The organism is Aliivibrio fischeri, assembly GCA_038993745.2.
Classification (GTDB): Bacteria; Pseudomonadota; Gammaproteobacteria; order Enterobacterales; family Vibrionaceae; genus Aliivibrio; species Aliivibrio fischeri_B.
The window spans coordinates 233,416-257,963 of the sequence record CP160629.1; the positions used below are offsets into that span (position 1 = coordinate 233,416).

Below are 24,548 nucleotides of genomic sequence, written 5' to 3' on the forward strand. Positions count from 1 at the left end.
CCACTAGTGCTCCTTTATTTTATTCATGAAATCTCGAACTTTATTTAATTCCACGCCTTTATTCGGCTATATCGTTGCAGCTATTATTCTCTGCTTCGTTGGTGGTGCAATTAGTGCGCTTTTAATCGAATCTCCGAGTTTAGATTTACGTATTATTTGGTCTGATCCTTATTACCGCTACATCACTCAATTTAGTTTATACCAAGCATTTTTATCAACCATAATCAGTATTGGTTTGGCTATACCAACAGCCTATGCTTTATCTCGCCGTCAATTTATTGGGCGTGGATTATTACTAAAACTCTGTGCAACGACGTTAGTATTACCAGTGCTTGTGGGGGTTTTTGGTTTATTAGCTATTTATGGGAACAGTGGATTAATCGCTGATGTTTTTACTTGGTTTGGCGCATCGTTACCATTTTCGATTTATGGCCTAAATGGCATTTTATTGGCTCATGTTTTTTTTAATTTCCCTTTTGCAACTCGGCTGTTACTGCAATCATTAGATTCTATTTCCATTGAACAACATCAGTTATCTGCACACCTTGGATTAATGGGTGGAGTAAGTATCGTCTTGTTGCATGGCCGAGAATAAAACAGCAATTGCCACATGTTGCTGGGTTGGTCTTTATGCTTTGCTTTACGAGTTTTGCTACCGTAATGGCGCTAGGTGGTGGTCCTAAGTCCACAACAATAGAGTTAGCAATATACCAAGCAATTAAGTTTGATTTTGATTTGCAATCAGGTGCCATTTTAGCTTTATGGCAAATGTTATTATGTGGATTATTATCATTGTGTATTCAACGATTCTCAAAATCAGTTTCTGTTGATTCTGCATCGTTATCACAAGTGGTTCTATATCAAGATACCAATAAGGCAAAGTGGTGGGACAGAGCGTGGATAACGCTTTTAGGGCTTTTTATGTTACCTCCCTTATTTATGGTTGTTCTTAGTGGGCTTAATTCTCAATTATTTGTTGTCATCACGTCATCGGAGTTTTGGTCTGCATTAATCAACTCTTTAATTGTGGCCTTTGGTGCCGCTGTGATTGCATTATTTCTTGGTGTTCTGCTTTTACATACAACTCGGTCTTTGCGTTTAAAACAAAAAAGATTATTAGCAGATAAGTTAGATCTGATTGGTGTGATGATTTTAGTCACGCCGGGGTTGGTAATCAGTACGGGGCTTTTTTTATTATTAAGAAACATAACCGATGTCTTTAGTATCGCTATTTGGATTGTCATCTTAGTCAATGCATTAATGGCATTACCTTACGTAATAAAAACATTAGCTCAACCTTTGTTGCATATTGCACAGCAGTATCATTTATTGTGTGCAAGTTTGGGATTGTACGGATTGTCACGATTTCGAGTGATTGAATGGAAAGCATTAAGAAAACCTTTTGCTCATGCTTTTTCCATTGCTTTTATTATGTCTGTTGGTGATTTAAGTGCGATTGCCTTGTTCGGTAGCCAAGATTTTAGAACGCTACCACTCTATTTATTTCAATTGCTTGGCAGTTATCAGATGGAAGCGGCAGCCGTTATTTCATTGAGCCTTTTATTATTGAGTGTGGGTGTGTTTGCTGTTGTTGAATGGCTATTTTTATCAAAGAAAAGGAAACAATAATGCTGCGTTTTTCTGATGTGAAATATCGATATTATACTGATTTGTTTGAGTTCGATTTGAATGTAGAGCAGGGAAGCGTTGTTGCTATTTTAGGTCCTAGTGGGGCTGGTAAAAGTACCTTATTGAGCTTATTAGCAGGTTTTATTGAACCTGAAAGTGGTGATATTACAATAAATAACGAATCACAGCTTTTACGTGCTCCTCATCAACGTCCTTTATCTATGTTATTTCAAGAGCATAACCTTTTTGCTCATTTATCTGTTGCTGAGAATATTGGCTTGGGTATTAAGCCTAATTTACGTTTAAATGAGAAAGATAAAAAACGAATTAATGATGCGGCTCGCCAAGTTGGGGTTGATGATTTGCTGCAACGTTTGCCTGAGCAGTTATCTGGAGGACAAAAGCAACGTGTAGCCTTAGCCCGATGCTTAGTTCAGCAAAAACCTGTCTTATTATTGGATGAGCCATTTTCAGCGCTTGATCCTATCTTAAGGGAAGAAATGATTGTGTTAATTCAGGCGTTGATAAAGAGTGAAAAATTAACCGTTTTAATGGTGACGCACAGTTTACAAGATGCAAAAGCCCTTGCTTCTCATTATGCTTTTATTTGTCAGCAAAAAGTGCTGAGCCAGGGGCGTATTTCTGAATTATTTACTCAAGAAAAACCACCAGAATTAACGCAATATTTACAAGCGGTAAAGTAAACTTTGTTTATAAAAATGCGTATAATCGACTACACTCATTTTTATAGTAAATTGGCGTGACCTGAGTGCTCTCATACAGTAACATTAGCGCCCTTTTGAGCCTTAACCTTTGCGGGTTGTCTATTCTTGGCTTTCGAAAAAATTCTCATTCCATATCTTATAAAACAAATTAATTTTGAGGTGCGTTACCACTATGTCATTTGCTTTGGGACAACGTTGGATCAGTGATACAGAAAGTGATTTAGGTTTAGGTACGGTAGTGGCTGTTGATGACAGAACCGTATCATTACTTTTTGCTGCATCAGAAGAAAACCGTTTATACGCAAAACACGATGCACCCGTTACCCGAGTGATGTTCAATAAGGGAGATACCATTGAAAGCCATGAGGGCTGGTCACTTGATGTTGAAGACGTTATTGAAGAAGGCGGTTTATTAACTTATATCGGTACTCGAGTTGATACTGACGAAGCCAATGTGGTACTTCGTGAGACGTTATTGAGTCATCAAATCCGTTTTAATAAACCTCAAGATAAATTATTTGCAGGTCAAATTGATCGTATGGATCGATTTGCTTTGCGTTTCCGTGCACTTCAAAACCAATACGAACAACACAAAAGCCCGATGCGCGGTTTATGTGGCATGCGTGCAGGATTAATCCCTCACCAATTATTCATTGCTCATGAAGTGGGCCGTCGTTATGCCCCACGTGTTTTATTAGCCGATGAAGTGGGCTTAGGTAAAACCATTGAAGCGGGTATGATCATTCACCAACAGGTGCTTTCTGGTCGTGCTGAGCGCGTATTGATTGTTGTACCTGAAACACTACAACATCAGTGGTTAGTTGAAATGATGCGTCGTTTTAACCTTCATTTTTCTATTTTTGATGAAGAGCGTTGTGTTGAAGCTTATGCCGATTCTGAAAACCCATTTGATACTGCACAATTTGTTTTATGTTCTTTAGACTTTATTCGTAAGAGTAAGCGTCGTTTTGAGCAAGTCGTTGAAGCCGATTGGGATTTGCTAGTTGTTGATGAAGCGCATCACTTAGAGTGGAATCAAACTAAGCCTAGTCGTGAATATCAAGTTATCGAAGCGATTGCAGAAGAAACGCCAGGAGTATTACTGCTAACAGCGACACCTGAGCAATTAGGTCATGAGAGTCACTTTGCTCGTTTACGTCTATTAGATCCTGATCGTTTTTATGATTATGACGCATTCGTAGAAGAAGAACGTCAATATCAACCTGTGGCTGATGCAGTAACGGCATTAATGAGCGGTGAAAAACTATCAAATGATGCGAAAAACCGTATTACTGAACTGCTTTCTGAGCAAGATGTAGAGCCGCTATTTAGAATTATTGAATCATCAGCAGCAGAAGATGAACAAGCACAAGCTCGCCAAGAGTTAGTGGATAATTTAATGGACCGTCATGGTACGGGACGTGTGTTATTCCGTAATACTCGTGCAGCTATTAAAGGTTTCCCACAGCGTAATCTTAATTTAATGCCAATGCCTTTACCATCTCAGTATGCTACGTCTATGCGTGTTGCAACCATGATGGGTGGACGTATGACGGATGAAGCTCGTGCAATGAAGATGCTTTACCCAGAAGAAATCTTCCAAGAGTTTGAAGGTGATAGTGCGACGTGGTGGCAGTTTGACCCGCGTGTTAACTGGTTACTTGAATTACTGAAAGAAAACCGTAATGAGAAGGTGCTTATTATTGCATCTCGAGCTTCAACTGCATTACAACTTGAGCAAGCATTACGTGAGCGTGAAGGTATTCGTGGTACGGTTTTCCATGAAGGTATGTCAATTATTGAACGTGATAAAGCGGCAGCTTACTTCGCACAAGAAGAAGGCGGCGCACAGGTATTGATTTGTTCTGAGATTGGTTCTGAAGGTCGTAACTTCCAGTTTGCTAATCAACTTGTCATGTTTGATTTACCGTTTAACCCTGACTTACTTGAGCAACGTATTGGTCGTTTGGATCGCATTGGTCAAAAACGCGATATTGAAATTCATGTTCCTTACCTACAAGGTACATCTCAAGAATTGCTTGCTCGTTGGTTTGATGAAGGTTTAAATGCATTTGGTGAAACGTGTCCAACAGGTCGTGCTGTTTATGACAAATTTGCTGATGCAATTATTGCTATCTTAGCAACAGGTAAATCTGATGGCTTAGAGTCATTAATTGAAGAGTCGGCTGCATTAAATAAAGCGCTAAAAGCACAATTAGAGCAAGGTCGTGACCGTTTATTAGAAGTACATTCTAATGGTGGCGATAAAGCGAAAGAAATTGCAGAGCAAATTGCGGCAACCGACGGCGATACAAATCTTGTTAATTTTGCATTAAACCTATTTGATACCATTGGCTTAAACCAAGATGATAAAGGTGAAAATGCCATTGTTGTCACTCCAGCGGAAAACATGTTGGTATCAAGTTACCCAGGCTTACCTTATGAAGGTTGTACTATTACGTTTGACCGTGAAACCGCGCTTTCTCGTGAAGACATGAACTTGATCAGTTGGGAGCACCCAATGATTCAAGGTGGTATTGATCTTGTTTTAACCGAAGGGGTAGGGGCAACAGCGGTTTCTTTATTGAAGAATAAAGCATTACCTGCAGGCACTTTATTACTGGAATTGGTTTATGTAGTAGATGCGCAAGCTCCTAAACAGAGTGGTATTGCTCGCTTCTTACCTAAAACGCCTATTCGTATCATGATGGATGGTAAAGGTAATGATCTTTCTGCTCAGGTTGAATTTGAAAGCTTTAACCGTCAATTAAGCCCGGTTAATCGTCATATGGCGAGTAAGTTGGTTAATTCGGTTCAAAAAGAGATCCATGGATTAATCGATAAAGCGGAAATTAGCATGGAAGAGCGTTTAGAAAGCGTTCGCACTGATGCTGAAAAAGAGATGAAAGCAGCACTTAATTCAGAGCTTGAACGTTTACAAGCTTTGAAGGCAGTCAACCCAAATATTCGTGATGAAGAGTTAACTCAAATTGAAACTCAAATGAGCGAACTATCTGGTTATATTGGTAAAGCACAAGTTCAGTTAGATTCATTACGTCTAATTGTAGTGAGCCATAATTAAGTAACATCATGCTCTCTGAATAATGGTATGTTTCAGAGAGCATGCCTATAGTGAGTATAAGCATGGCAATGCTGGAATATTTACCACCCCAAGATCCGTGGATAGACATTGTTTATCAAGACGAATCTATTTTAGTGGTAAACAAGCCATCTGGTTTATTATCTGTACCTGGCCGAGCTCCTGAGCATTACGACAGTATGTGGAGCCGTTTAAAGGTTGAATTCCCTGATATTCAAGTTGTACATCGTTTAGATATGTCTACGTCAGGGTTAATGTTGTTTGCGATGAATAAATACAGCGAACGTCATTTAAAGAAACAGTTTCAGTACCGTCTAACGCATAAAATTTATTATGCGCGAGTATGGGGAAACATTGAGCAAGATGAAGGTGAAATTGATTTACCTTTAATTTGCGATTGGGAGAATAGACCAAAACAGAAAGTGTGTTTTGAGCATGGTAAACCTTCTCAAACTCGCTATCAAGTTGTAAGACGTGAAGAGAAAACGACGATTGTTCGGTTGTTACCGATCACTGGGCGCTCTCATCAATTACGTGTACATATGCTATCGATTGGGCATCCGATTGTTGGGATGAGTTTTATGCGAATGAGGAAGCGAAAAATTTCTCTTCTCGTTTGGAGCTGCATGCAGCTGAATTGAGCTTTTACCATCCCAAATCGGATTGGGTTCGCTCTATTTTTGTCCCTTGTGATTTTTACCCTGAAGCACAAGAGATGATGTTTTCTATTTATGATCCAATAAGAAAGCTACCAGATTATAAAACATTGAAATCATCTTAATAAAAAATCAGTTCGAGATGAATGTCTCGAACTGAATCTTTTCATTATGGTTAGCCTTGTGGCTTTACAACCATGACATTGATTGGTGAGTTTTCAACAACTTTACTTGCCACCGAACCAAGCATCACCTTATCAATTTTTGAGCGTTTGTGACTTGGCATAACAATAAGATCAGCACCTAAGCGTTCTGCGTAATCAAGAATTGTGACATAAGGTTTTCCTTCTGACACATGAACTCTATATACGACTTCCTCATCAACAAACTTCGCAGCAAACTTGTTTAATTGTTCGGATACATCAGCTTTCATTTGCTTTGCCGCATCTTTAGGAAAGTATGTAGAGACCATGGACATATGAATCCCCGGCAATACATTTAAAAGATGCAGCTCTGCATTTGATTGTTTTGCATGCCAAACCGCTAATTCAACGGCTTTATCTGCAAACCCTTTTTCGTTTAAATCTACTGGAACCAAGATCTGTTTATACATATTTTTATTACCTAATTTGGGGAGATGATTCTCCCCATAGATTCCATTCAATTATGCCGCTAAGTTATCCTTTTTTGCTCGGCGACGTTGATTTAAGCCTAATGCCAAAAGTAGTAGTAGAGTTGGAACAAATACCCACTCTTTTAATGGACGATCTGCATCAAGGACAACTTGTTTGATTTCCCAATCAAAATCAATACCAGATGCTTCAGCAGGACTTCCAAACTCAACCATATCGACAATCATTTTGTTGTCGACTTCAGATAGCATTAGCCCCATTGAACTGACCCGCTCTTCACCTGTAATAGCTCTCTCATCAAAAGGTAAACGAACGGTTTTGTTTATGATGTCACCTTCTAGGTTTTCACCACTCACTTGTAATTCCAGTGATTGTCCTATATTTAGCCCTTCTGCGATTTGAGCAATCTCAATTCCTTGGTGATAATCTTTTGCTGGATACAATTGATCCCACCAGTACCCCGGACGGAATAAAGAGAAAGTAATTAACAATAAAAGAGCGGTTTCCCACCATTTTGTTTTAGTAAACCACCAGCCTTGTGTTGCTGCAGAAAAAGTTAACATCGCAATGATCGATGAAATAACCGTTAATGCTAGGTGCCACCATGAATCAATCCCCATTAACAATAGTTGAGTATTGAAAATAAACATAAATGGCAGGATTGCAGTACGGATATCATAGGTAAAACCTTGGATACCGGTTCGTATTGGATCGGATTTCGCAATCGCTGCTGCTGCAAATGCAGCAAGACCTACCGGTGGAGTATCATCCGCTAAGATACCAAAATAAAAGACAAATAAATGAACTGCAATTAATGGAATGATTAATCCATGGGCAGCACCTAATGTCACAATAACTGGAGCCATAAGGGTTGATACAACAATGTAATTTGCTGTTGTTGGTAATCCCATACCAAGAATTAAACTGATCACCGCAGTAAATAACAGCATTAATATGATGCTACCGCCAGAAATAAATTCTACGAAATCAGTCATAACAAGGCCGATTCCCGTAAGTGTTACTACACCAACAACCGTACCAGCTGCTGCCGTTGCAACACCGATACCAATCATGTTTCTAGCACCTGATACCAGACTTTCTAGTAAATCATCAAATCCTTGTTTTACACTTTCGAACATATCGCCATCTTTAGTAAAAAAGCTGATTAATGGTCGTTGAGTTAACAAGATAAAGATCATAAATACTGATGCCCAGAATGCAGATAGACCAGGAGAAAATCGCTCAACAGTCAAACACCACACTAATACCACGATAGGTAATAAGAAATGCAAACCTGATTTGATTGTTGGACCAGGATCTGGCACTTCAGTTAACTCTTCATCAATTGCCATCATGGCATGTTCTTGATATTTAGCTGAAATACGAATTAAGCCAACATAAGACAGCAGCAATGCAATAGTAACAATTGGGGTTGCTGCATCTCCAAAGACACCTTTTGTCCAACCGATACCATAATAAACAGCAGCACTAATAATACACAAACCAAGAATAGTTCCTGTAAAAGAGAGCAAACTTTGAACGAGTGTTGGGTTATGACGACGTGGTAGACCTTTCATTCCAGCTTTACAGGCTTCAAGGTGGACAATATAAAGTAATGCGATGTAAGAGATAAGTGCTGGTAATAAAGCGGCTTTAATTACTTCAACATATGAAATACCTACGTATTCCACCATTAAGAATGCTGCGGCACCCATGATAGGTGGTGTTAATTGACCATTCGTAGATGCAGCAACTTCAACAGCACCCGCTTTTGTTCCTGGGAAACCAACGCGTTTCATTAGTGGAATGGTGAATGTGCCAGTTGTTACAACATTGGCAATAGAAGAACCTGAAACTAAACCCGATAAACCTGAAGCAACAACCGCTGCTTTTGCTGGGCCACCTTTCATATGACCGAGTAAAGAGAAGGCGACTTTAATAAAGTAAGCACCAGCACCTGCTTTTTCTAACATGGCGCCAAAAAGCACAAATAAGAAAACAAATGAGGTTGATACGCCTAAAGCAACACCAAATACCCCTTCAGTTGTTAGCCATAAGTGAGACATGGCTTTATTTAAGCTTGCACCTTTATGAGCAATAACATCTGGCATATGTGGACCAGCAAAGGTGTATAGAAGAAACACGGCTGCCACAACCATGAGTGGTGGACCTAATGCTCGTCGAGTTGCTTCAAGTAGTAAAATCATACCGGTAACAGCAGCCACAATATCAAATGTGGTTGGCGCACCAGAGCGACCTGCAAGCTCGGTATAAAAAATATAGATATAAGCAGCGGAGAAACTGCCTAATAAAGCCAGAATCCAATCAACCGCAGGAATGCGATCTCTTGGAGAGTTTTTAGTGCCGGATAAGCGGTGAATGCTAAAAAAATAGCAAAAGCTAAGTGTATTGAACGTGCTTCTGTATCATTAAGTATGCCGAAATCAAAAATGAACGGTAAAGGGGAAGCATACCAAAGTTGGAATAAAGACCAACATAGTGGAACAAACCATAAAATACGGCCAGATAATCCTTGCGGTGAACGAGCCCCGGTATCAGATTGGGCACCATTTCTTGCACATCTTGCGACGGTGAAGATTGTTGCGTCATGTACTTTTCCTTAGTGATGGTCGAATTTAATACTCTTTCAAATAAGTATTAGGTTTCCGAATATAGCCAATATATAGGCCAAAAAAGCTGATCTTTAAATTCGTTTATTGTCATAACCATCGTATTTATTTTTGTACTTACTTATTTAAAAATGAAGTATCAACATTGAATAATAAGATAGCTATTACCAATTGAGCGGTTGGTATTATTATTGTCCGTTTAAAAGAAAGATCAGAAAGTAGAGCGAAGAATAAAAGAGGCCATATGACCTCTTTTACCTAAAGAAGTGTTTCTATTTTAGTAGGCCGACTTCTTTGTAGTATTTCACTGCACCTGGGTGTAGTGGGATAGAAAGACCAGCTTTAACCATATCTTCTTTTTTCAAAGTCGCAAATGCTGGATGTAGACGCTTAAACGTATCGAAGTTTTCAAATACTGCTTTCGCTACGCTGTAAGCTACTTCATCAGATACATCAGATGTGGTTACCATTGTTGCCGCTACACCAAAGCTATTTACATCACCTGTAGTACCACGGTACATACCTGCCGGTACTGTGCTGTATGCGTAATAAGGATTATCCGCTACGATTTTATCAATCTCAGGTCCTGTTGCTGAAACCAGTTTGCATCACAAGAGGTTGTTGCTTCTTTGATTGAGCCATTTGGGTGACCAACCATATAGATGAATGCATCAATTTTATTATCACAAAGTGCTTGTGAACGCTCAGAACCTTTTAGTTCTGAAGCTAGCTTGAAGCTATCATTTGTCCAACCCATTGCGTCCATAACAACGCCCATGGTTGCTCGGTCACCAGAGCCTGGGTTACCAATATTTATACGCTTACCTTTAAGGTCAGCTACGTTGTTAATACCTGAATCTGTACGAGCTATGATGTTAAAAGGTTCAGTATGAAGAGAGAACATCGCACGTAGTTTTTTGTAAGGGCCTTGCTCTTTAAATTTGCTAGTACCGTTATAGCCATGGTATTGCCAATCAGACTGAACAATACCGAAATCTAATTCACCAGAACGAATAGTATTTACGTTATAAATCGAGCCACCTGTTGATTCAACAGAACAGCGAACATTGTGTTCTTTACGGTCTTTGTTAACTAATTTACAGATTGCACCACCCGTTGGGTAGTAAACTCCAGTTACTGAGCCTGTACCAATGGTTATGAATTCTTGGGCACTTGCAGTTCCCATACCCGCAGTCATCATTGCTGCAGCTACAGCCGTTGCTTTAATTACATTTTGTAATGCCATGTTATTCCCTTCCTTATTATTTTGCTTTTTATCATACAGCTCAATGAAAAGTATAAGATAAAAACCAGTATTTATTCACTTCATCATAAAGTGTTTTATATTTCCTGTTACAGAAATGGCGTGCAAATGATAGCAAACTAATGCAGCCAGTTTAAATTGATGTTAAATAAAATCTATCAAAAATGTGAAATAAACAGCTATTGATAGAGTTGTTTTTTGAAGTTTTTACCTAATTTAGGTGGTTTCTAGCACTTTTAGTGTGGTTAATGAGGAGAGTAATAGATAGGAGGAAGCACTTTATGAGAGGCATAAAGTGCTTAAATTTATGTGATTAAACTGAGTATTCAAACAAGTCGCAAACTGAATCAAACAGTTCAGCAACTTCAATATTACGAGTTGGTGTAATAAAGATAGTATCGTCACCCGCGACAACACCTAAGATACCTTCTGCTTTACCTAAAGAATCTAGTAGGCGGGCAATTAGCTGCGCAGCTCCAGGACCGGTATGAATAACAACTAATGCGTTGTTGTAATCAATATCCATAACGAGTTCACGTAATGAGCTTGAAACAGTAGGAACACCAAGTTCAACGGGTAGGCAGTACACCATTTCCATTTTTGCATTGCGTGTACGAACGGCACCAAACTTAGTCAGCATTCGTGAAACTTTAGATTGGTTGATGTTATCAAAGCCAGATTGACGAAGAGCATCAACGATTTCACCTTGGGAGCCAAATCGTTCAGCTTTAAGAATGGCTTTAAACTCTTTAACTAGTAGTTCTTGTTTTTCATTATTTCGCATACTGTTTTGATTCTTTTTGCAACAATTCTTACTATTCTCGCATAATTATTTATTTATAACCAAGTCAAAATGGTAAATTTGTGAATAATTACCAGTGATTAGTCGGTATCATTAGTAACGAATTTGTAGCACGGATCATATGTCGTTGCGTAAGGTCGCAAAGCGAGGAAAACTTCGTTGAATTTCACCTGTCCTTACTATAACGTCAGATTCAGTCTGAAAGTAAAATCTTTAAATAATAACAATATTCCTACCATTTCAAGGAGAACGAAAATGAAAGTAGCTGTTATTGGTGCCGCTGGCGGCATTGGACAAGCGTTAGCATTACTTCTTAAGAACCGTTTACCAGCAGGGTCAGATCTAGCTTTATATGATATTGCTCCAGTAACTCCAGGTGTTGCTGCGGATCTAAGCCATATTCCAACACCAGTATCAATCAAAGGATATTGCGGAGAAGATCCAACACCAGCATTAGAAGGTGCAGATGTTGTACTTATTTCTGCAGGTGTTGCTCGTAAACCTGGAATGGATCGTTCTGATCTTTTTAATATCAATGCAGGTATTGTTAAATCGTTAACTGAAAAGATTGCGGTAACTTGTCCTAAAGCGTGTATTGGTATTATTACAAACCCTGTAAATACTACGGTAGCAATTGCTGCAGAAGTATTAAAAAAAGCAGGTGTGTATGACAAAAATAAATTATTTGGTGTAACCACGCTGGATGTGATCCGTTCAGAGACTTTCGTGGCTGAATTAAAAGATAAAGATCCAGGTGAGATCCGTGTTCCTGTTATTGGTGGTCACTCTGGTGTCACAATCCTTCCTTTATTATCTCAAGTTCAAGGTGTTGAGTTTACAGCTGAAGAAGTGGCTGCATTGACTCCTCGCATTCAAAACGCGGGTACAGAAGTGGTTGAAGCAAAAGCGGGTGGCGGCTCAGCAACGTTGTCTATGGGTCAAGCGGCATGTCGTTTTGGTCTATCACTAGTAAAAGCACTGAGTGGTGAAGAAGGCGTTGTTGAATGTGCTTATGTTGAAGGTAACGGTGGACATGCTCGTTTCTTCGCACAACCAATTCTACTTGGCAAAAATGGGGTTGAAGAAATTCAATCTTATGGTGAGTTAAGTGCATTTGAACAAGAAGCGCTAGAAAGTATGCTAGATACGCTAAGAGGCGATATCAAAATTGGCGAAGAGTTTGTTCAATAAGTGTTAACTTAGACATTAATTGAAAGAATAAAGGGGCAGATAGTCTAACTATCTGCCCCTTTATTATGTTTGAAAGAAAAGGTGTGGATTATTTACTACGTTTAACGGCTAGGTGCGCTAATGCTTTCAGTGCTTCTTTATAATCTGATTCAGGAAGAATGGCTAATTCAGCAATCGCTTTATCTGCTTCTTCATCTGCTTTTTGTTTTGTGTACTCTAAAGAGCCAACTTCTTTCATACAAGCAAGGATCGGCTCAAGTTTATCTAAACCATTACCATTTTCGATTGCTTCACGGATCATTGCATTTTGTTCTTCATTTCCGTGCATCATTGCATGTAATAGAGGAAGAGTTGGTTTACCTTCAGCAAGGTCATCGCCAACATTTTTACCCATGTCTTCACCATCTGAGGTGTAATCCATGACATCATCAATAAGTTGGAAGGCGGTACCTAAATACTTTCCGTAATTCTGTAATGCCGTTTCAATTTCTTGTGGGGCATCGTTTAGGATCGCACCGATCTGCGTTGCGGCTTCAAATAAACGAGCTGTTTTAGAGTAGATCACTTGCATATAACTTTCTTCAGTCGTATTAGGATCGTTACAGTTCATTAATTGAAGAACTTCACCTTCGGCGATCACATTTACGGCTTCACTCATTAAACTAAGGATCTTTATGGATCCTAAGCTTGTCATCATTTGGAAAGAGCGGGTATAGATGAAATCACCAACAAGTACACTTGCTGCATTTCCGAACTCTGCATTTGCTGTTGCTTTACCACGGCGCATGTCTGATTCATCAACAACGTCATCATGCAACAGGGTTGCGGTATGAATAAACTCAATGAAAGCTGCAGCCATTGTATGGTCTTTACCTTCGTATCCAAGTGCTTTGGCAGATAAAATAGCAAGAACTGGGCGTAGACGTTTTCCACCGCCGCTTACAATGTAAAAACCAAGTTGGTTGATTAACGCAACATCTGAGTTGAGTTGGGCTAATATGGTCTCATTGACGATTGCCATGTCATCAGCCGTTAGGGCTTGAATAGCTTTAAAATCCATTATTCTTCCAGCAAGGTTAGGGCCTAAGTCAGGCTAAATTATAATAAGTGATTAACTAAATAATACACTAAAATGGGCTAAGCAATACAGTCGAAAATTGTCACCTTATAGCTTAATGAGCATGTAGGCGATCTTTTCATCATTTTTCTTCATTTTTGGTTGTCAGATTGAAATGATTAGCGTAGAATCCACGCCCTATTGATGACAAGTTTAACGCACACCAAAATTGTTGAGTAAACAAAATATATGGTAGTGCGGAAGTAGCGGAGTAAAATATGTACGCTGTTTTCCAATCTGGTGGTAAACAACACCGTGTAAGCGAAGGTCAAACTCTTCGTTTGGAAAAATTAGACGTTGAGACTGGCGCAACAGTTGAGTTCGACAACGTTCTTATGATTGCTAACGGTGAAGAAATCACTGTTGGTGCACCTCTAGTAGCTGGCGGTAAAGTAACTGCGGAAGTAGTTCAGCACGGTCGTGGCGATAAAGTTAAAATCGTTAAGTTCCGTCGTCGTAAGCATTCTCGTAAGCAACAGGGCCACCGTCAATGGTTCACTGAAGTCAAAATTACTGGCATCAGCGCTTAATCTAAGGAGAATAACAAATGGCACATAAAAAAGCTGGCGGTTCTACACGTAACGGCCGTGATTCAGAAAGTAAACGTCTTGGTGTTAAGCGTTTCGGTGGCGAATCTGTTCTTGCAGGTAACATCATCGTTCGTCAACGTGGTACTAAATTCCACGCTGGTACTAACGTAGGCATCGGTAAAGACCACACTCTTTTCGCTCTATCTGAAGGTAAAGTGAAATTTGAAGTTAAAGGTCCTAAAAACCGTAAATTCGTTTCTATCGAAGCTGAATAATAACTTTTTAAGTTAATTCTAAAGCCCTGCCAATTGGCGGGCTTTTTATTTATGGATAGTCACCAGTTAAACACTCTTCATCTATAATAAGAGTACTTAACTAGTGACTATATTGATATATACGTAGCGTAAAGATCATTGACGATCCAATCTTAAGGTCTCATTCTGGTCTACAGTAAATGAAGCCGTACTTAAATTATAAAATAAGTACCAACGCTACAGCTCGGAGAAGAAAATGAAATTCGTTGATGAAGCGACAATTAAAGTAGATGCAGGCGACGGCGGTAACGGCGTTGTTAGTTTTTGGCGTGAAAAATTCGTAGCCAAAGGTGGCCCTGATGGCGGTGATGGCGGTGATGGCGGCGACGTTTATCTAGAAGCTGATGAAAACCTTAATACATTAATCGATTACCGTTTTAATCGTTTTTATAACGCTGAGCGTGGTAAAAATGGTAGTGGTGGTAACTGTACAGGTAAACGTGGCGAAGATATTACGCTTAAAGTACCTGTAGGCACACGTGCGATTGATATTGATACAGGTGAGAAAGTTGCAGAACTAATGACTCACGGTATGAAGCAAATGGTAGCAAAAGGTGGTTGGCACGGTCTAGGTAACACGCGTTTTAAATCATCTGTAAACCGTGCCCCACGTCAAAAGACATTAGGAACAAAAGGTGAGGTTCGTGAACTTCGTCTAGAGCTTCTTCTTCTTGCTGATGTTGGTATGCTTGGTCTACCAAATGCGGGTAAATCTACATTTATTCGTGCGGTATCTGCTGCAAAACCAAAAGTAGCGGATTACCCATTCACAACGTTAATTCCTAGTCTAGGTGTTGTGCGTGCTCGTGGTAATAAGAGTTTCGTTGTTGCAGATATCCCTGGTCTAATTGAAGGTGCTGCTGACGGTGCTGGTCTGGGTGTTCGTTTCTTAAAACACCTTGAGCGTTGTCGTGTATTGCTTCATGTAATTGATATTCTTCCAATTGATGGAAGTGATCCTGTACAAAATGCATTAACTATCATTGATGAGTTAGAGCAGTACAGTGAGAAAGTAGCAAGCAAACCACGCTGGTTATTATTCAATAAAACAGACCTTCTATTAGAAGAAGAAGCTGACGAGAAGATCAATGAGATCCTAGAAGCATTAGCTTGGGAAGATCGTTACTTTAAGATTGCTGCTGTAAGTCGCACTGGTACTCAAGAATTGTGTGATGAATTAGCTGATTTCATGGATACATTACCAAAAGAAATCCAAACAGAAGAAGAAAAAGCAGCGAACAAAGTTGACTTCATGTGGGATGATTACCACAAAGATGCAATGTCTGGTAAAGACGTTGTTACTGAAGACGACTGGGATGATTGGGACGATGAAGAAGATGATGGCCACGTTATCTACGTTCGTGACTAACTTGTTCTGTGCTTATTACAGATAATCATTATAAAAAAACCGCACTTGTTGCGGTTTTTTTTATTTAAATCATTAAACACTGAGTTGAAAAGATTAGAATAGATTTCTATTTAACGAATCATTGCGAATAAACATGGATGAGAAGCAAAGAGAAATATCCCGCTTAGTAGCAAAAGCAGGACAAATGTTATTACAACATGGGGCTGAAAGTAGTCTGGTGTCTGATGTCAGTCGACGCTTAGGGATTGCAGTTGGGGCTGATGATGTTGAAGTATCTTTATCAGCGAGTTCGTTGGTTATTACAACGGTGATTAATGAGCACTGCATGACAACGACTCGTAGAGCACCTGATCGTGGAATCAACATGCGAGCCGTTACAGAGATCCAAAGGATCTGCATCATGTCAGAAAAAGGATTGCTTGATAGACATGATGCCACAGAAAAATTAGAAAAAGTGAGCCCTGAAAGATACAACCGTTGGTTAGTTGTGGTCATGATTGGTTTATCTTGTGCTAGTTTTAGCCGTTTAGCTGGCGGGGATTGGGCGGTCTTTCTTGTTACTTTTATTGCTTCAGCTTTAGGTATGATTGTTCGTCAAGAAATTGGACACAGAAACTTTAATCCGTTATTAAATTTTGGTGTTACAGCCTTCGTTACCACTCTTATTTCTTCTCAAGCCGTTATTTATCATATTGGTAATACTCCCTTTTTAGCAATGGCTTCTTCTGTTTTGATGTTGGTTCCCGGTTCCCATTAATTAATGCTGTTGCTGATATGGTTAAAGGCTATGTCAATATGGGTACGGCTCGTTGGACGTTCGCAACTTTACTTACCTTAGCGACCAGTATTGGTATTGTTGGTGCAATGAATTTAGTTGGAGCGTGGGGGTGGTTAAATGGATAGTTTGTCTTTAAGTAGTGGATTGGCGTTATTTATCGCATTATTAAATGATATGTTTTTTGCCATGATCCCTGCGGTTGGTTTTGCCTTGGTATTTAACGTGCCTGTTAAAGCATTAAAATATTGTGCGATCGGTGGTGCGATTGGGCATGGTAGTCGTTTTTTATTATTACACTTTGGTGTGCCGCTGGAGTGGGCAACACTATGTGCAGCCACAACCGTCGGTATGATTGGTGTTCATTGGTCGCACCGATTTTTAGCGCACCCAAAAGTATTTACAGTTGCAGCATTAATTCCAATGGTACCCGGTGTTTTTGCTTTTAAAGCCATGATTGCTGTTGTTGAAATAAATCACCTTGGGTATTCCCCTGAATTATGGGCAATGATGATTGATAATTTAATTAAGACCTTATTTACGGTTGCCGCATTGGCAATTGGCCTTGCTATGCCCGGGTTACTGTTTTACCGTAGAAAGTCGATTGTTTAAGTATAGTGATTAAGGAATAACCGTGAAAATTAGCATGATAGCCGCAATGGCAAAGAATCGTATTATTGGTATTGATAATCAGATGCCATGGCATTTACCCGCTGATTTCGCTTGGTTTAAAAAATGCACTATGGGTAAACCTATTGTCATGGGGCGTAAGACTTATGAATCTATTGGTCGTCCATTACCGGGCCGATTGAATATCGTATTAAGCCGTGATGCTAATTTACAAATAGACGGAGTGACTTGTGTTACTTCGATTGAAGAAGCGAAACAAGCTGCAGGTGATATTGAAGAACTTATGATTATTGGTGGTGGCTCAATTTACCAAGCGTGTCTTTCTGATGCAGATAAGTTATACCTGACTTTTATTGATGCTGACATCAATGGCGATACTCAATTCCCTGATTGGGGTGAGGGTTGGAATCAGACTCATTCTGAAACGTATTCGAAAGATGAAAAGAATCAGTATGATATGGAGTTTGTGGTTCTTGAGAGATAAGAGCAGGACGAACTTCGTTCTAAAGGGCGCTTCGCTTAAGGAGGCTGCGCCCTGAGGAATAAAAGCAAAGAGAAAAACGGAATACAGATTACTATCCTTGCAGGGTTCAGGTTTACTCACTTTTGATTTTCCTGAAACCTGAAATCTCGCTCTTTGTTCTTATAGTTTCTAGCTAGCGAAGCGTATAGTTCCTAGTTTCTACTCTTCCTCGTCCCTCGAGCGTAGCGTCCTCGTTTTTCGTTTCTTTTCGTTACTGTTCTATCGCCTTCTGCGTAAAATACTTCCCATCATCAACACGATACATCGTCATATATTCCCCCATACACAGCCTGTATCGAGTGCTATTACGTTATTTCCGTCATGACCCATCAATGCCGCCCAATGACCAAAAATCACTTTGTGAGAAAGGGGAAGACGATTTTCTAACTCAAACCAAGGTACGAGCTCATCACTATTAATATCTTGAGGAGGTAGCTTGCATTCCATATCCAAGCGTCCATCTAAGTGGCAAAAACGCATGCGAGTAAAGGCATTAATGATATAGCGATAACGATCTATGCCAGATAATGTGACATCCCATGTATCAGGGTAGTTCTCATACATGTTTTCTAATAGCCAAACCCATTTATTAGAGAGTAATACAGATTCAACTTCACGGGCGCAGTCTATTGCTGTAGCCATATTCCATTGAGGTGAAATGCCTGCGTGAGTCATTACGATGTCATATTCAGAATGAACAGCTAGTAATGGTTGATGGCGTAACCAAGTAAGCAGTTCTTCACTGTCTGGCGCGGTGAAAATAGGAGCGGTTTTATCTTTTTCTTTAACGCGAGAAATGCCTTGAGATACTGCAAGTAGGTGGAGATCATGGTTACCCAGAATAGTGACGGCAGCGTTACCTAATGATTTTACAAAGCGTAAGGTCTCTAATGATTTAGGTCCTCTTGCAACTAAATCTCCAGTTAACCAAAGTTGATCTTTTTCTCGATTAAACTCAACGCGTTCTAATAATAAAAGCAGTTCATCTAAACAGCCTTGAATATCACCAACAAAGTAAGTTGCCATGCCATTCTCTCAAAATATGATAAATATAAAAAAGGTGACCATAAGGTCACCTCAATTGAAATCAGTTAATGCTTACTCTGCACTATGATTTGCATCTAACCAGTTCGCCATATTAATAAACTGTTCTAATGTTAGGTTTTCAGGGCGCATAGAAGGATTAATACCTAATTCTTCCAACTGCTCTTTAGTTAGCAATGCTTTATAACAGTTACGGACTGTCTTACGACGTTGGTTAAAGCCTTCACGACATACACGGTCTAGCCATTTTAAGTTTGTTGCTGGGTAAGGCAGCGTTTCGTAAGGAACAAGACGAACAACCGCAGAATCAACCTTCGGTGGCGGAACAAATGCTGTTGGTGGCACTTCTAGTACAGGCATAACCTTACAGAAGTATTGAGCCATAACCGTTAAACGACCATATGCTTTTGTACCAGGACCAGCAGCTAGACGATTAACCACTTCTTTTTGTAGCATAAAGTGCATGTCTTGTACGTCTTTATGGAATTCAAAAAGGTGGAACATTAACGGCGTAGAAATATTGTATGGTAGGTTACCAAAAATACGCAGTTTATTGTTTTCTTTGATTAGCTGAGTGAAGTCAAAGCGCATTGCATCGCCTTCATGAATTGTTAGCTTACTGCCCAATTCAGGGTGGTTACGTAAACGTTCAGCTAAGTCACGGTCAAGTTCAATAACCGTAAATTTATCTACTTCACGTCCAACCGGCTCAGTGATAGCACCAAGACCTGGACCAATTTCTACAAGGTTTTGGCCTGGTAGAGGGTTGATTGCAGATACGATTCCATCGATCACATAAGGGTCATTTAAGAAGTTTTGACCAAAGCGTTTTCTTGCTTTATGGCCTAAATGGACATCATTTCTTGTACTCATTTATTTTCTACCAGTTCTATTGCATGGGTAAGTGCGGTAATAAAGCTTCCTGCATCTGCTTTTCCAGTACCTGCTAATTCCAATGCAGTACCATGGTCTACGGACGTACGGATAAACGGTAAACCTAACGTGATGTTTACGGATTTTCCGAAGCCTTTAAATTTTAGCACAGGAAGACCTTGATCGTGATACATAGCCAGTACCGCGTCTGCTTCTTGTAAGTATTTATCTTGAAATAACGTATCAGCAGGTAATGGACCGATTAAGTTCATTCCTTCTTGCTCACGTAATTCATTTAATGCTGGTGCTATGATATCAATTTCTTCGAGACCAAGACAGCCATCTTCGCCTGCGTGAGGATTTAATCCGCAAACAAAAATAGATGGGTTAGCAATTCCAAACTTGGTTATTAAATCTTGGTGCAAAATACGGGTAACTTGCTTTAAGCGATCCGCTGTAATTGCTTTTGATACATATGCGAGTGGGATGTGAGTCGTTACTAATGCAACTCTTAGCCCTTCAGTCGCAAGCATCATCACAACTTGTTGTGTATTTGATTGTTCAGCAAAAAATTCAGTATGGCCACTAAAAGCGACACCTGCTCGGTTGATTACCCCTTTGTGCACAGGGCCTGTGACGACGGCATCAAATTCACCATCCATATTACCTTGTGCAGCACGACGCAATGTTTCAAGAACATAGTGCCCATTTGCTTCATTTAATTCACCGGCAATAACGCTAGAGCCTAACTCGATATCTTCTACGAGTAGTGTGCCCGCTTTATGACTAGTGGCTGCTAATTGAGCGTTATAATCTTCAATTTGGATTTGAATACCAAGTTGCGCAGCTCTTTCTGCTAAAACTTGTTTGCTACCACAAATGACAAGTTGATGAGGCCAGTCTTGTTGAGCAATAGCAATAACAAGATCTGGGCCAATACCCGATGGTTCGCCGGGAGTGATCGCAATGCGTTTAATATTATTCATTGTCATCTTCACCATCGTCGTCCTGTAAGATTTCAACATAAGCACTTGCACGGATTTCTTGTAGCCATGCACCAGCTTCTTCATTAAATTTACGGTTAAGAAGAATTCGGTATGCTTTGTTTTTCATCGCAGCATCAGTTCTATCAACTTGGCGACGCTCTAATACTTCAGCAATATGCCAGCCGTGAACCGTTTTAAATGGTGCGCTAATTTGACCTACAGGTAGAGTTTCAACTTGGTGTTTAAATTCTGGTACGTATAAATCCGGAGTTTGGAAACCTAGTTCACCATCATTTGCAGCAGAGCCTGGGTCTTGGCTATAACGTTGTGCCATATCTGCAAAGGTTTCTTTACCTGATTTAATATCATCGATGATCGTATTTAATAGACGCTGTGCACCTTCATCACTCATGATTACTGAAGTTTTTATTAGAATATGACGCGCATTTACTTCTGTTACAGCAACCGTTTCAAGTCCTTTCACATCATCAATTTTTAATATATGGAAACCAACGCCTGAACGGAATGGACCAATAATACTGTTTTTACCTTGGCCGGTAATTTGGTCTGCAAAGATAGTTGGCATTTCTTCTTTACGCATCCAACCCCAATCACCACCTTGTAGAGCTTTTGGACCTTTCGAGTAGGTGTAAGCCATTGTCGCAAAATCAGCACCTTGCTTTAATCGCTCTGTAAGATCTTCAGCTTGTTTTTCTAATGCTTCTTTATCTGCTTGAGTTGCACCATCTTCAACTCTTAGCTGGATATGGCTGATTTTGTATTGAACTGTTGCTTGAGTTTCTTCTGCAAGTAGCAGAGCAAGACTCTCTACTTCTTGAGGAAGAATATTAATACGGCGACGTATTTGAGCATTACGAGCTTCACTTGCTGCTATTTCTTTACGAATTTGTTCGCGGAAATTGGCATAAGGAAGTCCTTGAGCTGCTGTTTTTTGTTGTAGCTGCGCTAAGGTCATGTTGTTTTCTTTTGCGATGTCATTCAATGCAGCTTCAAGGCGAGTATCATCAATACGAATACCCATTTTTGCAGCTTGCTGGCTTTGAATCGTATCAACAATGAGTTTCTCTAGTACTTGTTCACGAAGTACTGCTTCATCAGGAAGAGGTTGCCCCTTTTCTTGTGCGTTAATTTTTACTGTTTTTAATGAGGTATCAATGTCGCTTTGTAGTACAACCCCTCATCAACGATCGCAACAACACGATCAAGCTCAACAGGAGCAGCATGCACATTGATGGTTAGCAGCAATAAAAGTGTGCTAATCAGTGGGAATTTCCAGTTTTTCATAGTGTCATCCAAGAGTAAGGAGAATGAAGAGCCTTAGAGTGTTGGCTCTTCATGTATTTCCATATAATTAATTATTTAGGTAGAACGGGCGACCGTAGTCTAAGGCGTTATTCGCAGAGCCAGATGTAATTCCCGTATTGTTACCTAAGCCACGAATAGCAATAGAAAGCATTAAGTTACTTTCATATTTGGGCTCATAAGAACCAATAGGTAATGCAGGATCATTACTTGGAGCGATTAATTGGTCACTGTAAGTCAATCCGAATGACCAACAATCACTAAGATAAGTGACACCTACTAACGCTTCAATCATTTGGTCTTCTTTTGTATCGTGGAAATATTGACCTTTAAGGGCCCAATTTCTTCCCAGATTATATTCGCTTAAAAGACCTGCTTGATAGATACCATGCTGTGTAATGAGACTCAGGTCATCTTCAAAGTTTACGTTACTTTTAATGTAGTTTTTGCTCACATAGCGATAGTTTGCTTGGATATAACCCTTTGAAAAACGATATTCTAGTGTGCTGTTAGCGACTTGAAGTTCACTTACATTTGAGTCGTATTGAATACCACCATGATAAAAGAGGTAATCATCATAGTTAAAGTCACTCTCTATTGCCCATGCAGATGAGTTTTTATTATCATTATTTTCCTCTGTACCTGAACCATTTAAGTACAATATTTGCCCAAAAGAAATGTTCATTCTTTCTTTATATGTATCATCATAGAAGCGAGAGGTCGCACCAACACTAAATTGGTTTGCTGCAGCAATATAATCCACACCACTATATTGACGGTCTCTAAATAAGCCATAGTAATCCAACTGCAATTTACTGCTGTCATAACCGCCTTCGCCCTGACCACCGTAGATTTCACTTTGATCTACTTCTGGTACGTAGAGGTACTGTACTTTTGGCTCTAAGGTTTGTAAGTACTCACCTAAGAATTTATGGGTACTATCTAGGTAAATTGCACCATTGATACGAACCTCAGGAATGGTTCTTTCAGTTTGTTCTGCTAAATCAGATAAGGCCGCATATTTATCATCAAATTCTTGAGAATAGTAAGTATAAAGTAAGCTAGCTTCAGGGGTTAATGACCACCACGTTGAGCTTAAAGGTAAACTCAGTTTCGGTTCTAAATGGACTCGTGTGGCTGATGGTTTACTTGGGTCTTCAGTTGTAAACTTACTTGCATGGCTATGTAGTGTAAAATCGAGTTCTTTATAAAACTGCGGTGCATAATAGTTAAATTCAACTTGTGGCATTAAGCGATATGGGAAGCTATCATCAACTAATACTTGGAAGTCACGAACACGCATGGTCATATCCCAATCTTGGCTACGATAAGAAACTTCACCAGACTGTTGTAGCTGACCTTCATCACGAGTACCAATACTTGAGTTGAGGTCTTGGAAGTAATCAATATCACTTACTTTTGAATACTCAACATCAAATTTCCAGTGTTGTTGATAAATACCTGAATGATCCCAACTAACACCCCAACGAGAGCCTTTGTCTTTGAATTTGGCATCTTCATTTAAGTATTCAACATCAACAGTGCCTTTACCTAACTCTGTTAAGTATCGGAATTCAGCTTCCAATTGAGTACCACGTCTTTCCATATAGTTAATGGTCGTGGTTGCATCGTAATTTGGTGCAATATTCCAGTAAATAGGAACCGAAAGTTCAAAACCATTTTTACTATCAAGACCAATGCTAGGGATCAATACACCGGTTTTACGAGTATCGCCAACCGGTACCGTAACATAAGGTAAGTAGAAGATAGGTACATCAAGTACTTCAAAACGAGCATTATAGAATGTTGCCCATTCGTCTGATTGGTCTAATTCAATATCACTGGCTTTAAAGCGCCAACTATTATCGTCAGCAGGACAGGTTGTAAAAGAGGCGTCTTCTAATTGATAGATTTCTTGACCTGTCTTTAATACGCGTCCAGCTTGCCCACGAATTGGTTGGCACGACATTTTATATGCCGTATTTACCATGGTCGTATCTTCAGTCGATAAGTTAGTGGTTACTTTATCTGAGGTGGTTCTCATCTCCATGCTTGAGTAATCAACATTACCTTCAGCAATTGCGATGTTTTCTTGTTGATGTAAAGTAATGCTATCGGCTTTAATTTCTTGTCGGCCTTTAATAATATGAACATTACCTTTATAAACGGCTTTTGAATTGTTGCTCGCTTCAACACTGTCTGCTTGAATTAATACAGGTTGTTGATCTTCTTCCTCTTTTGATTTTTTATCAGGAACTTCACAAGAGTTAACTGCATCAGTTTGCAGAGGAAAAACAATGCCATTTTCTGGAGATACAGGTTCACTACCATTATCAGCAATGGCAGGAGTGCCGTAAAGAAGGCATCCAGTAAATGAGGCAAGTAGGCTACGAGAAGTAAAAGACATCGAGTTAGACGTTCCTGTTTGTTATATT

14 protein-coding genes and 7 pseudogenes are annotated in these 24,548 nt (G+C 39.6%); 11 read left to right on the plus strand and 10 right to left on the minus strand.

All coding sequences use genetic code 11. The features are described 5' to 3' along the window. The first annotated feature begins 25 nt into the window (after positions 1 to 25). The 4 genes and pseudogenes from thiP (at position 26) to rluA (ending at position 6,235) form a co-directional block, all read left to right on the plus strand. Positions 26 to 1,629: pseudogene (gene thiP, locus AAFX60_001170) on the plus strand (thiamine/thiamine pyrophosphate ABC transporter permease ThiP). Further along, positions 1,629 to 2,333, plus strand: coding sequence for a thiamine ABC transporter ATP-binding protein (gene thiQ, locus AAFX60_001175; GenBank protein XDF77876.1), 705 nt, complete (start codon positions 1,629 to 1,631; stop codon positions 2,331 to 2,333). Before thiP ends, thiQ begins: the two are co-directional and overlap by 1 nt. A gap of 193 nt (positions 2,334 to 2,526) precedes the next feature. After that, on the plus strand, positions 2,527 to 5,436 hold the full coding sequence (rapA, locus tag AAFX60_001180; protein ID XDF77877.1) for an RNA polymerase-associated protein RapA: 2,910 nt from the start codon (positions 2,527 to 2,529) through the stop codon (positions 5,434 to 5,436). Positions 5,437 to 5,498: 62 nt separating this feature from the next. After that, positions 5,499 to 6,235, plus strand: a pseudogene (gene rluA / locus AAFX60_001185) (bifunctional tRNA pseudouridine(32) synthase/23S rRNA pseudouridine(746) synthase RluA). Between the two features lie 50 nt (positions 6,236 to 6,285). Here the strand turns inward: rluA and AAFX60_001190 are convergent. From AAFX60_001190 to argR, 4 genes and pseudogenes are all read right to left on the minus strand, one after another. Beyond that, complete coding sequence (locus AAFX60_001190) at positions 6,286 to 6,723, minus strand: universal stress protein (GenBank protein ID XDF77878.1); 438 nt, start codon at positions 6,721 to 6,723, stop codon at positions 6,286 to 6,288. A 51-nt stretch (positions 6,724 to 6,774) separates the two neighbouring features. Then, positions 6,775 to 9,352, minus strand: a pseudogene (locus tag AAFX60_001195) (TRAP transporter permease). A gap of 292 nt (positions 9,353 to 9,644) precedes the next feature. Then, positions 9,645 to 10,618, minus strand: a pseudogene (locus tag AAFX60_001200) (TAXI family TRAP transporter solute-binding subunit). Positions 10,619 to 10,949: 331 nt separating this feature from the next. Beyond that, positions 10,950 to 11,420 carry a transcriptional regulator ArgR gene (gene argR, locus AAFX60_001205; GenBank protein ID XDF77879.1) on the minus strand — a complete coding sequence of 157 codons (471 nt, stop codon included), beginning with the start codon at positions 11,418 to 11,420 and terminating at the stop codon, positions 10,950 to 10,952. Between the two features lie 273 nt (positions 11,421 to 11,693). Between argR and mdh the strand changes: the two genes are divergently transcribed. Next, entirely contained in the window at positions 11,694 to 12,629 is a 936-nt protein-coding gene (mdh, locus tag AAFX60_001210) for a malate dehydrogenase (protein ID XDF77880.1), read from the plus strand. Between the two features lie 88 nt (positions 12,630 to 12,717). Here the strand turns inward: mdh and ispB are convergent, their stop codons facing one another. Continuing rightward, positions 12,718 to 13,689, minus strand: a complete 972-nt coding sequence (gene ispB / locus AAFX60_001215) for an octaprenyl diphosphate synthase (GenBank protein XDF77881.1) — start codon at positions 13,687 to 13,689, stop codon at positions 12,718 to 12,720. Between the two features lie 275 nt (positions 13,690 to 13,964). Between ispB and rplU the strand changes: the two genes are divergently transcribed. The 6 genes and pseudogenes from rplU to folA all read left to right on the plus strand — a co-directional run bounded on the left by rplU (position 13,965) and on the right by folA (position 17,848). Further along, on the plus strand, positions 13,965 to 14,276 hold the full coding sequence (gene rplU, locus AAFX60_001220; protein XDF77882.1) for a 50S ribosomal protein L21: 312 nt from the start codon (positions 13,965 to 13,967) through the stop codon (positions 14,274 to 14,276). Between the two features lie 17 nt (positions 14,277 to 14,293). Next, positions 14,294 to 14,551 carry a 50S ribosomal protein L27 gene (rpmA, locus tag AAFX60_001225; GenBank protein XDF77883.1) on the plus strand — a complete coding sequence of 86 codons (258 nt, stop codon included), beginning with the start codon at positions 14,294 to 14,296 and terminating at the stop codon, positions 14,549 to 14,551. A gap of 235 nt (positions 14,552 to 14,786) precedes the next feature. Then, positions 14,787 to 15,959, plus strand: a complete 1,173-nt coding sequence (gene cgtA, locus AAFX60_001230; protein ID XDF77884.1) for an Obg family GTPase CgtA — start codon at positions 14,787 to 14,789, stop codon at positions 15,957 to 15,959. Positions 15,960 to 16,092: 133 nt separating this feature from the next. After that, positions 16,093 to 16,862: pseudogene (locus tag AAFX60_001235) on the plus strand (threonine/serine exporter family protein). After that, positions 16,855 to 17,346 (plus strand): threonine/serine exporter family protein, encoded by a 492-nt coding sequence (locus AAFX60_001240; protein XDF77885.1) that lies wholly within the window; start codon positions 16,855 to 16,857, stop codon positions 17,344 to 17,346. Before AAFX60_001235 ends, AAFX60_001240 begins: the two are co-directional and overlap by 8 nt. Before the next feature lie 22 nt (positions 17,347 to 17,368). Then, complete coding sequence (folA, locus tag AAFX60_001245) at positions 17,369 to 17,848, plus strand: type 3 dihydrofolate reductase (GenBank protein ID XDF77886.1); 480 nt, start codon at positions 17,369 to 17,371, stop codon at positions 17,846 to 17,848. Positions 17,849 to 18,098: 250 nt separating this feature from the next. On the opposite strand, the pseudogene apaH reads toward folA, so the two are convergent. The 5 genes and pseudogenes from apaH to lptD all read right to left on the minus strand — a co-directional run bounded on the left by apaH (position 18,099) and on the right by lptD (position 24,520). Further along, positions 18,099 to 18,913, minus strand: a pseudogene (apaH, locus tag AAFX60_001250) (bis(5'-nucleosyl)-tetraphosphatase (symmetrical) ApaH). 72 nt (positions 18,914 to 18,985) lie between these two features. Then, the gene (gene rsmA / locus AAFX60_001255; GenBank protein ID XDF77887.1) at positions 18,986 to 19,804 is read right to left on the minus strand and encodes a 16S rRNA (adenine(1518)-N(6)/adenine(1519)-N(6))-dimethyltransferase RsmA; all 819 of its coding nucleotides are present in this window, start codon (positions 19,802 to 19,804) and stop codon (positions 18,986 to 18,988) included. Continuing rightward, positions 19,801 to 20,790: a 4-hydroxythreonine-4-phosphate dehydrogenase PdxA gene (gene pdxA / locus AAFX60_001260; protein ID XDF77888.1), complete on the minus strand. Its 990-nt coding sequence runs from the start codon at positions 20,788 to 20,790 to the stop codon at positions 19,801 to 19,803. The genes rsmA and pdxA overlap by 4 nt, the downstream gene beginning before the upstream one ends. Then, a pseudogene (surA, locus tag AAFX60_001265) lies at positions 20,783 to 22,095 on the minus strand (peptidylprolyl isomerase SurA). The gene pdxA and the pseudogene surA overlap by 8 nt, the downstream one beginning before the upstream one ends. A 67-nt stretch (positions 22,096 to 22,162) precedes the next feature. Then, entirely contained in the window at positions 22,163 to 24,520 is a 2,358-nt protein-coding gene (gene lptD / locus AAFX60_001270; GenBank protein XDF77889.1) for an LPS assembly protein LptD, read from the minus strand. Positions 24,521 to 24,548 lie beyond the last annotated feature (28 nt).

Coding starts and splice junctions, on each gene's coding strand:
- lptD (XDF77889.1), bottom strand. CDS start 24,520: ATGTCTTTTACTTCTCGTAGCCTACTTGCCTCATTTACTGGATGCCTT.
- cgtA (XDF77884.1), top strand. CDS start 14,787: ATGAAATTCGTTGATGAAGCGACAATTAAAGTAGATGCAGGCGACGGC.
- mdh (XDF77880.1), top strand. CDS start 11,694: ATGAAAGTAGCTGTTATTGGTGCCGCTGGCGGCATTGGACAAGCGTTA.
- thiQ (XDF77876.1), top strand. CDS start 1,629: ATGCTGCGTTTTTCTGATGTGAAATATCGATATTATACTGATTTGTTT.
- rapA (XDF77877.1), top strand. CDS start 2,527: ATGTCATTTGCTTTGGGACAACGTTGGATCAGTGATACAGAAAGTGAT.
- AAFX60_001190 (XDF77878.1), bottom strand. CDS start 6,723: ATGTATAAACAGATCTTGGTTCCAGTAGATTTAAACGAAAAAGGGTTT.
- rsmA (XDF77887.1), bottom strand. CDS start 19,804: ATGAGTACAAGAAATGATGTCCATTTAGGCCATAAAGCAAGAAAACGC.
- AAFX60_001240 (XDF77885.1), top strand. CDS start 16,855: ATGGATAGTTTGTCTTTAAGTAGTGGATTGGCGTTATTTATCGCATTA.
- rplU (XDF77882.1), top strand. CDS start 13,965: ATGTACGCTGTTTTCCAATCTGGTGGTAAACAACACCGTGTAAGCGAA.
- rpmA (XDF77883.1), top strand. CDS start 14,294: ATGGCACATAAAAAAGCTGGCGGTTCTACACGTAACGGCCGTGATTCA.
- ispB (XDF77881.1), bottom strand. CDS start 13,689: ATGGATTTTAAAGCTATTCAAGCCCTAACGGCTGATGACATGGCAATC.
- pdxA (XDF77888.1), bottom strand. CDS start 20,790: ATGAATAATATTAAACGCATTGCGATCACTCCCGGCGAACCATCGGGT.
- argR (XDF77879.1), bottom strand. CDS start 11,420: ATGCGAAATAATGAAAAACAAGAACTACTAGTTAAAGAGTTTAAAGCC.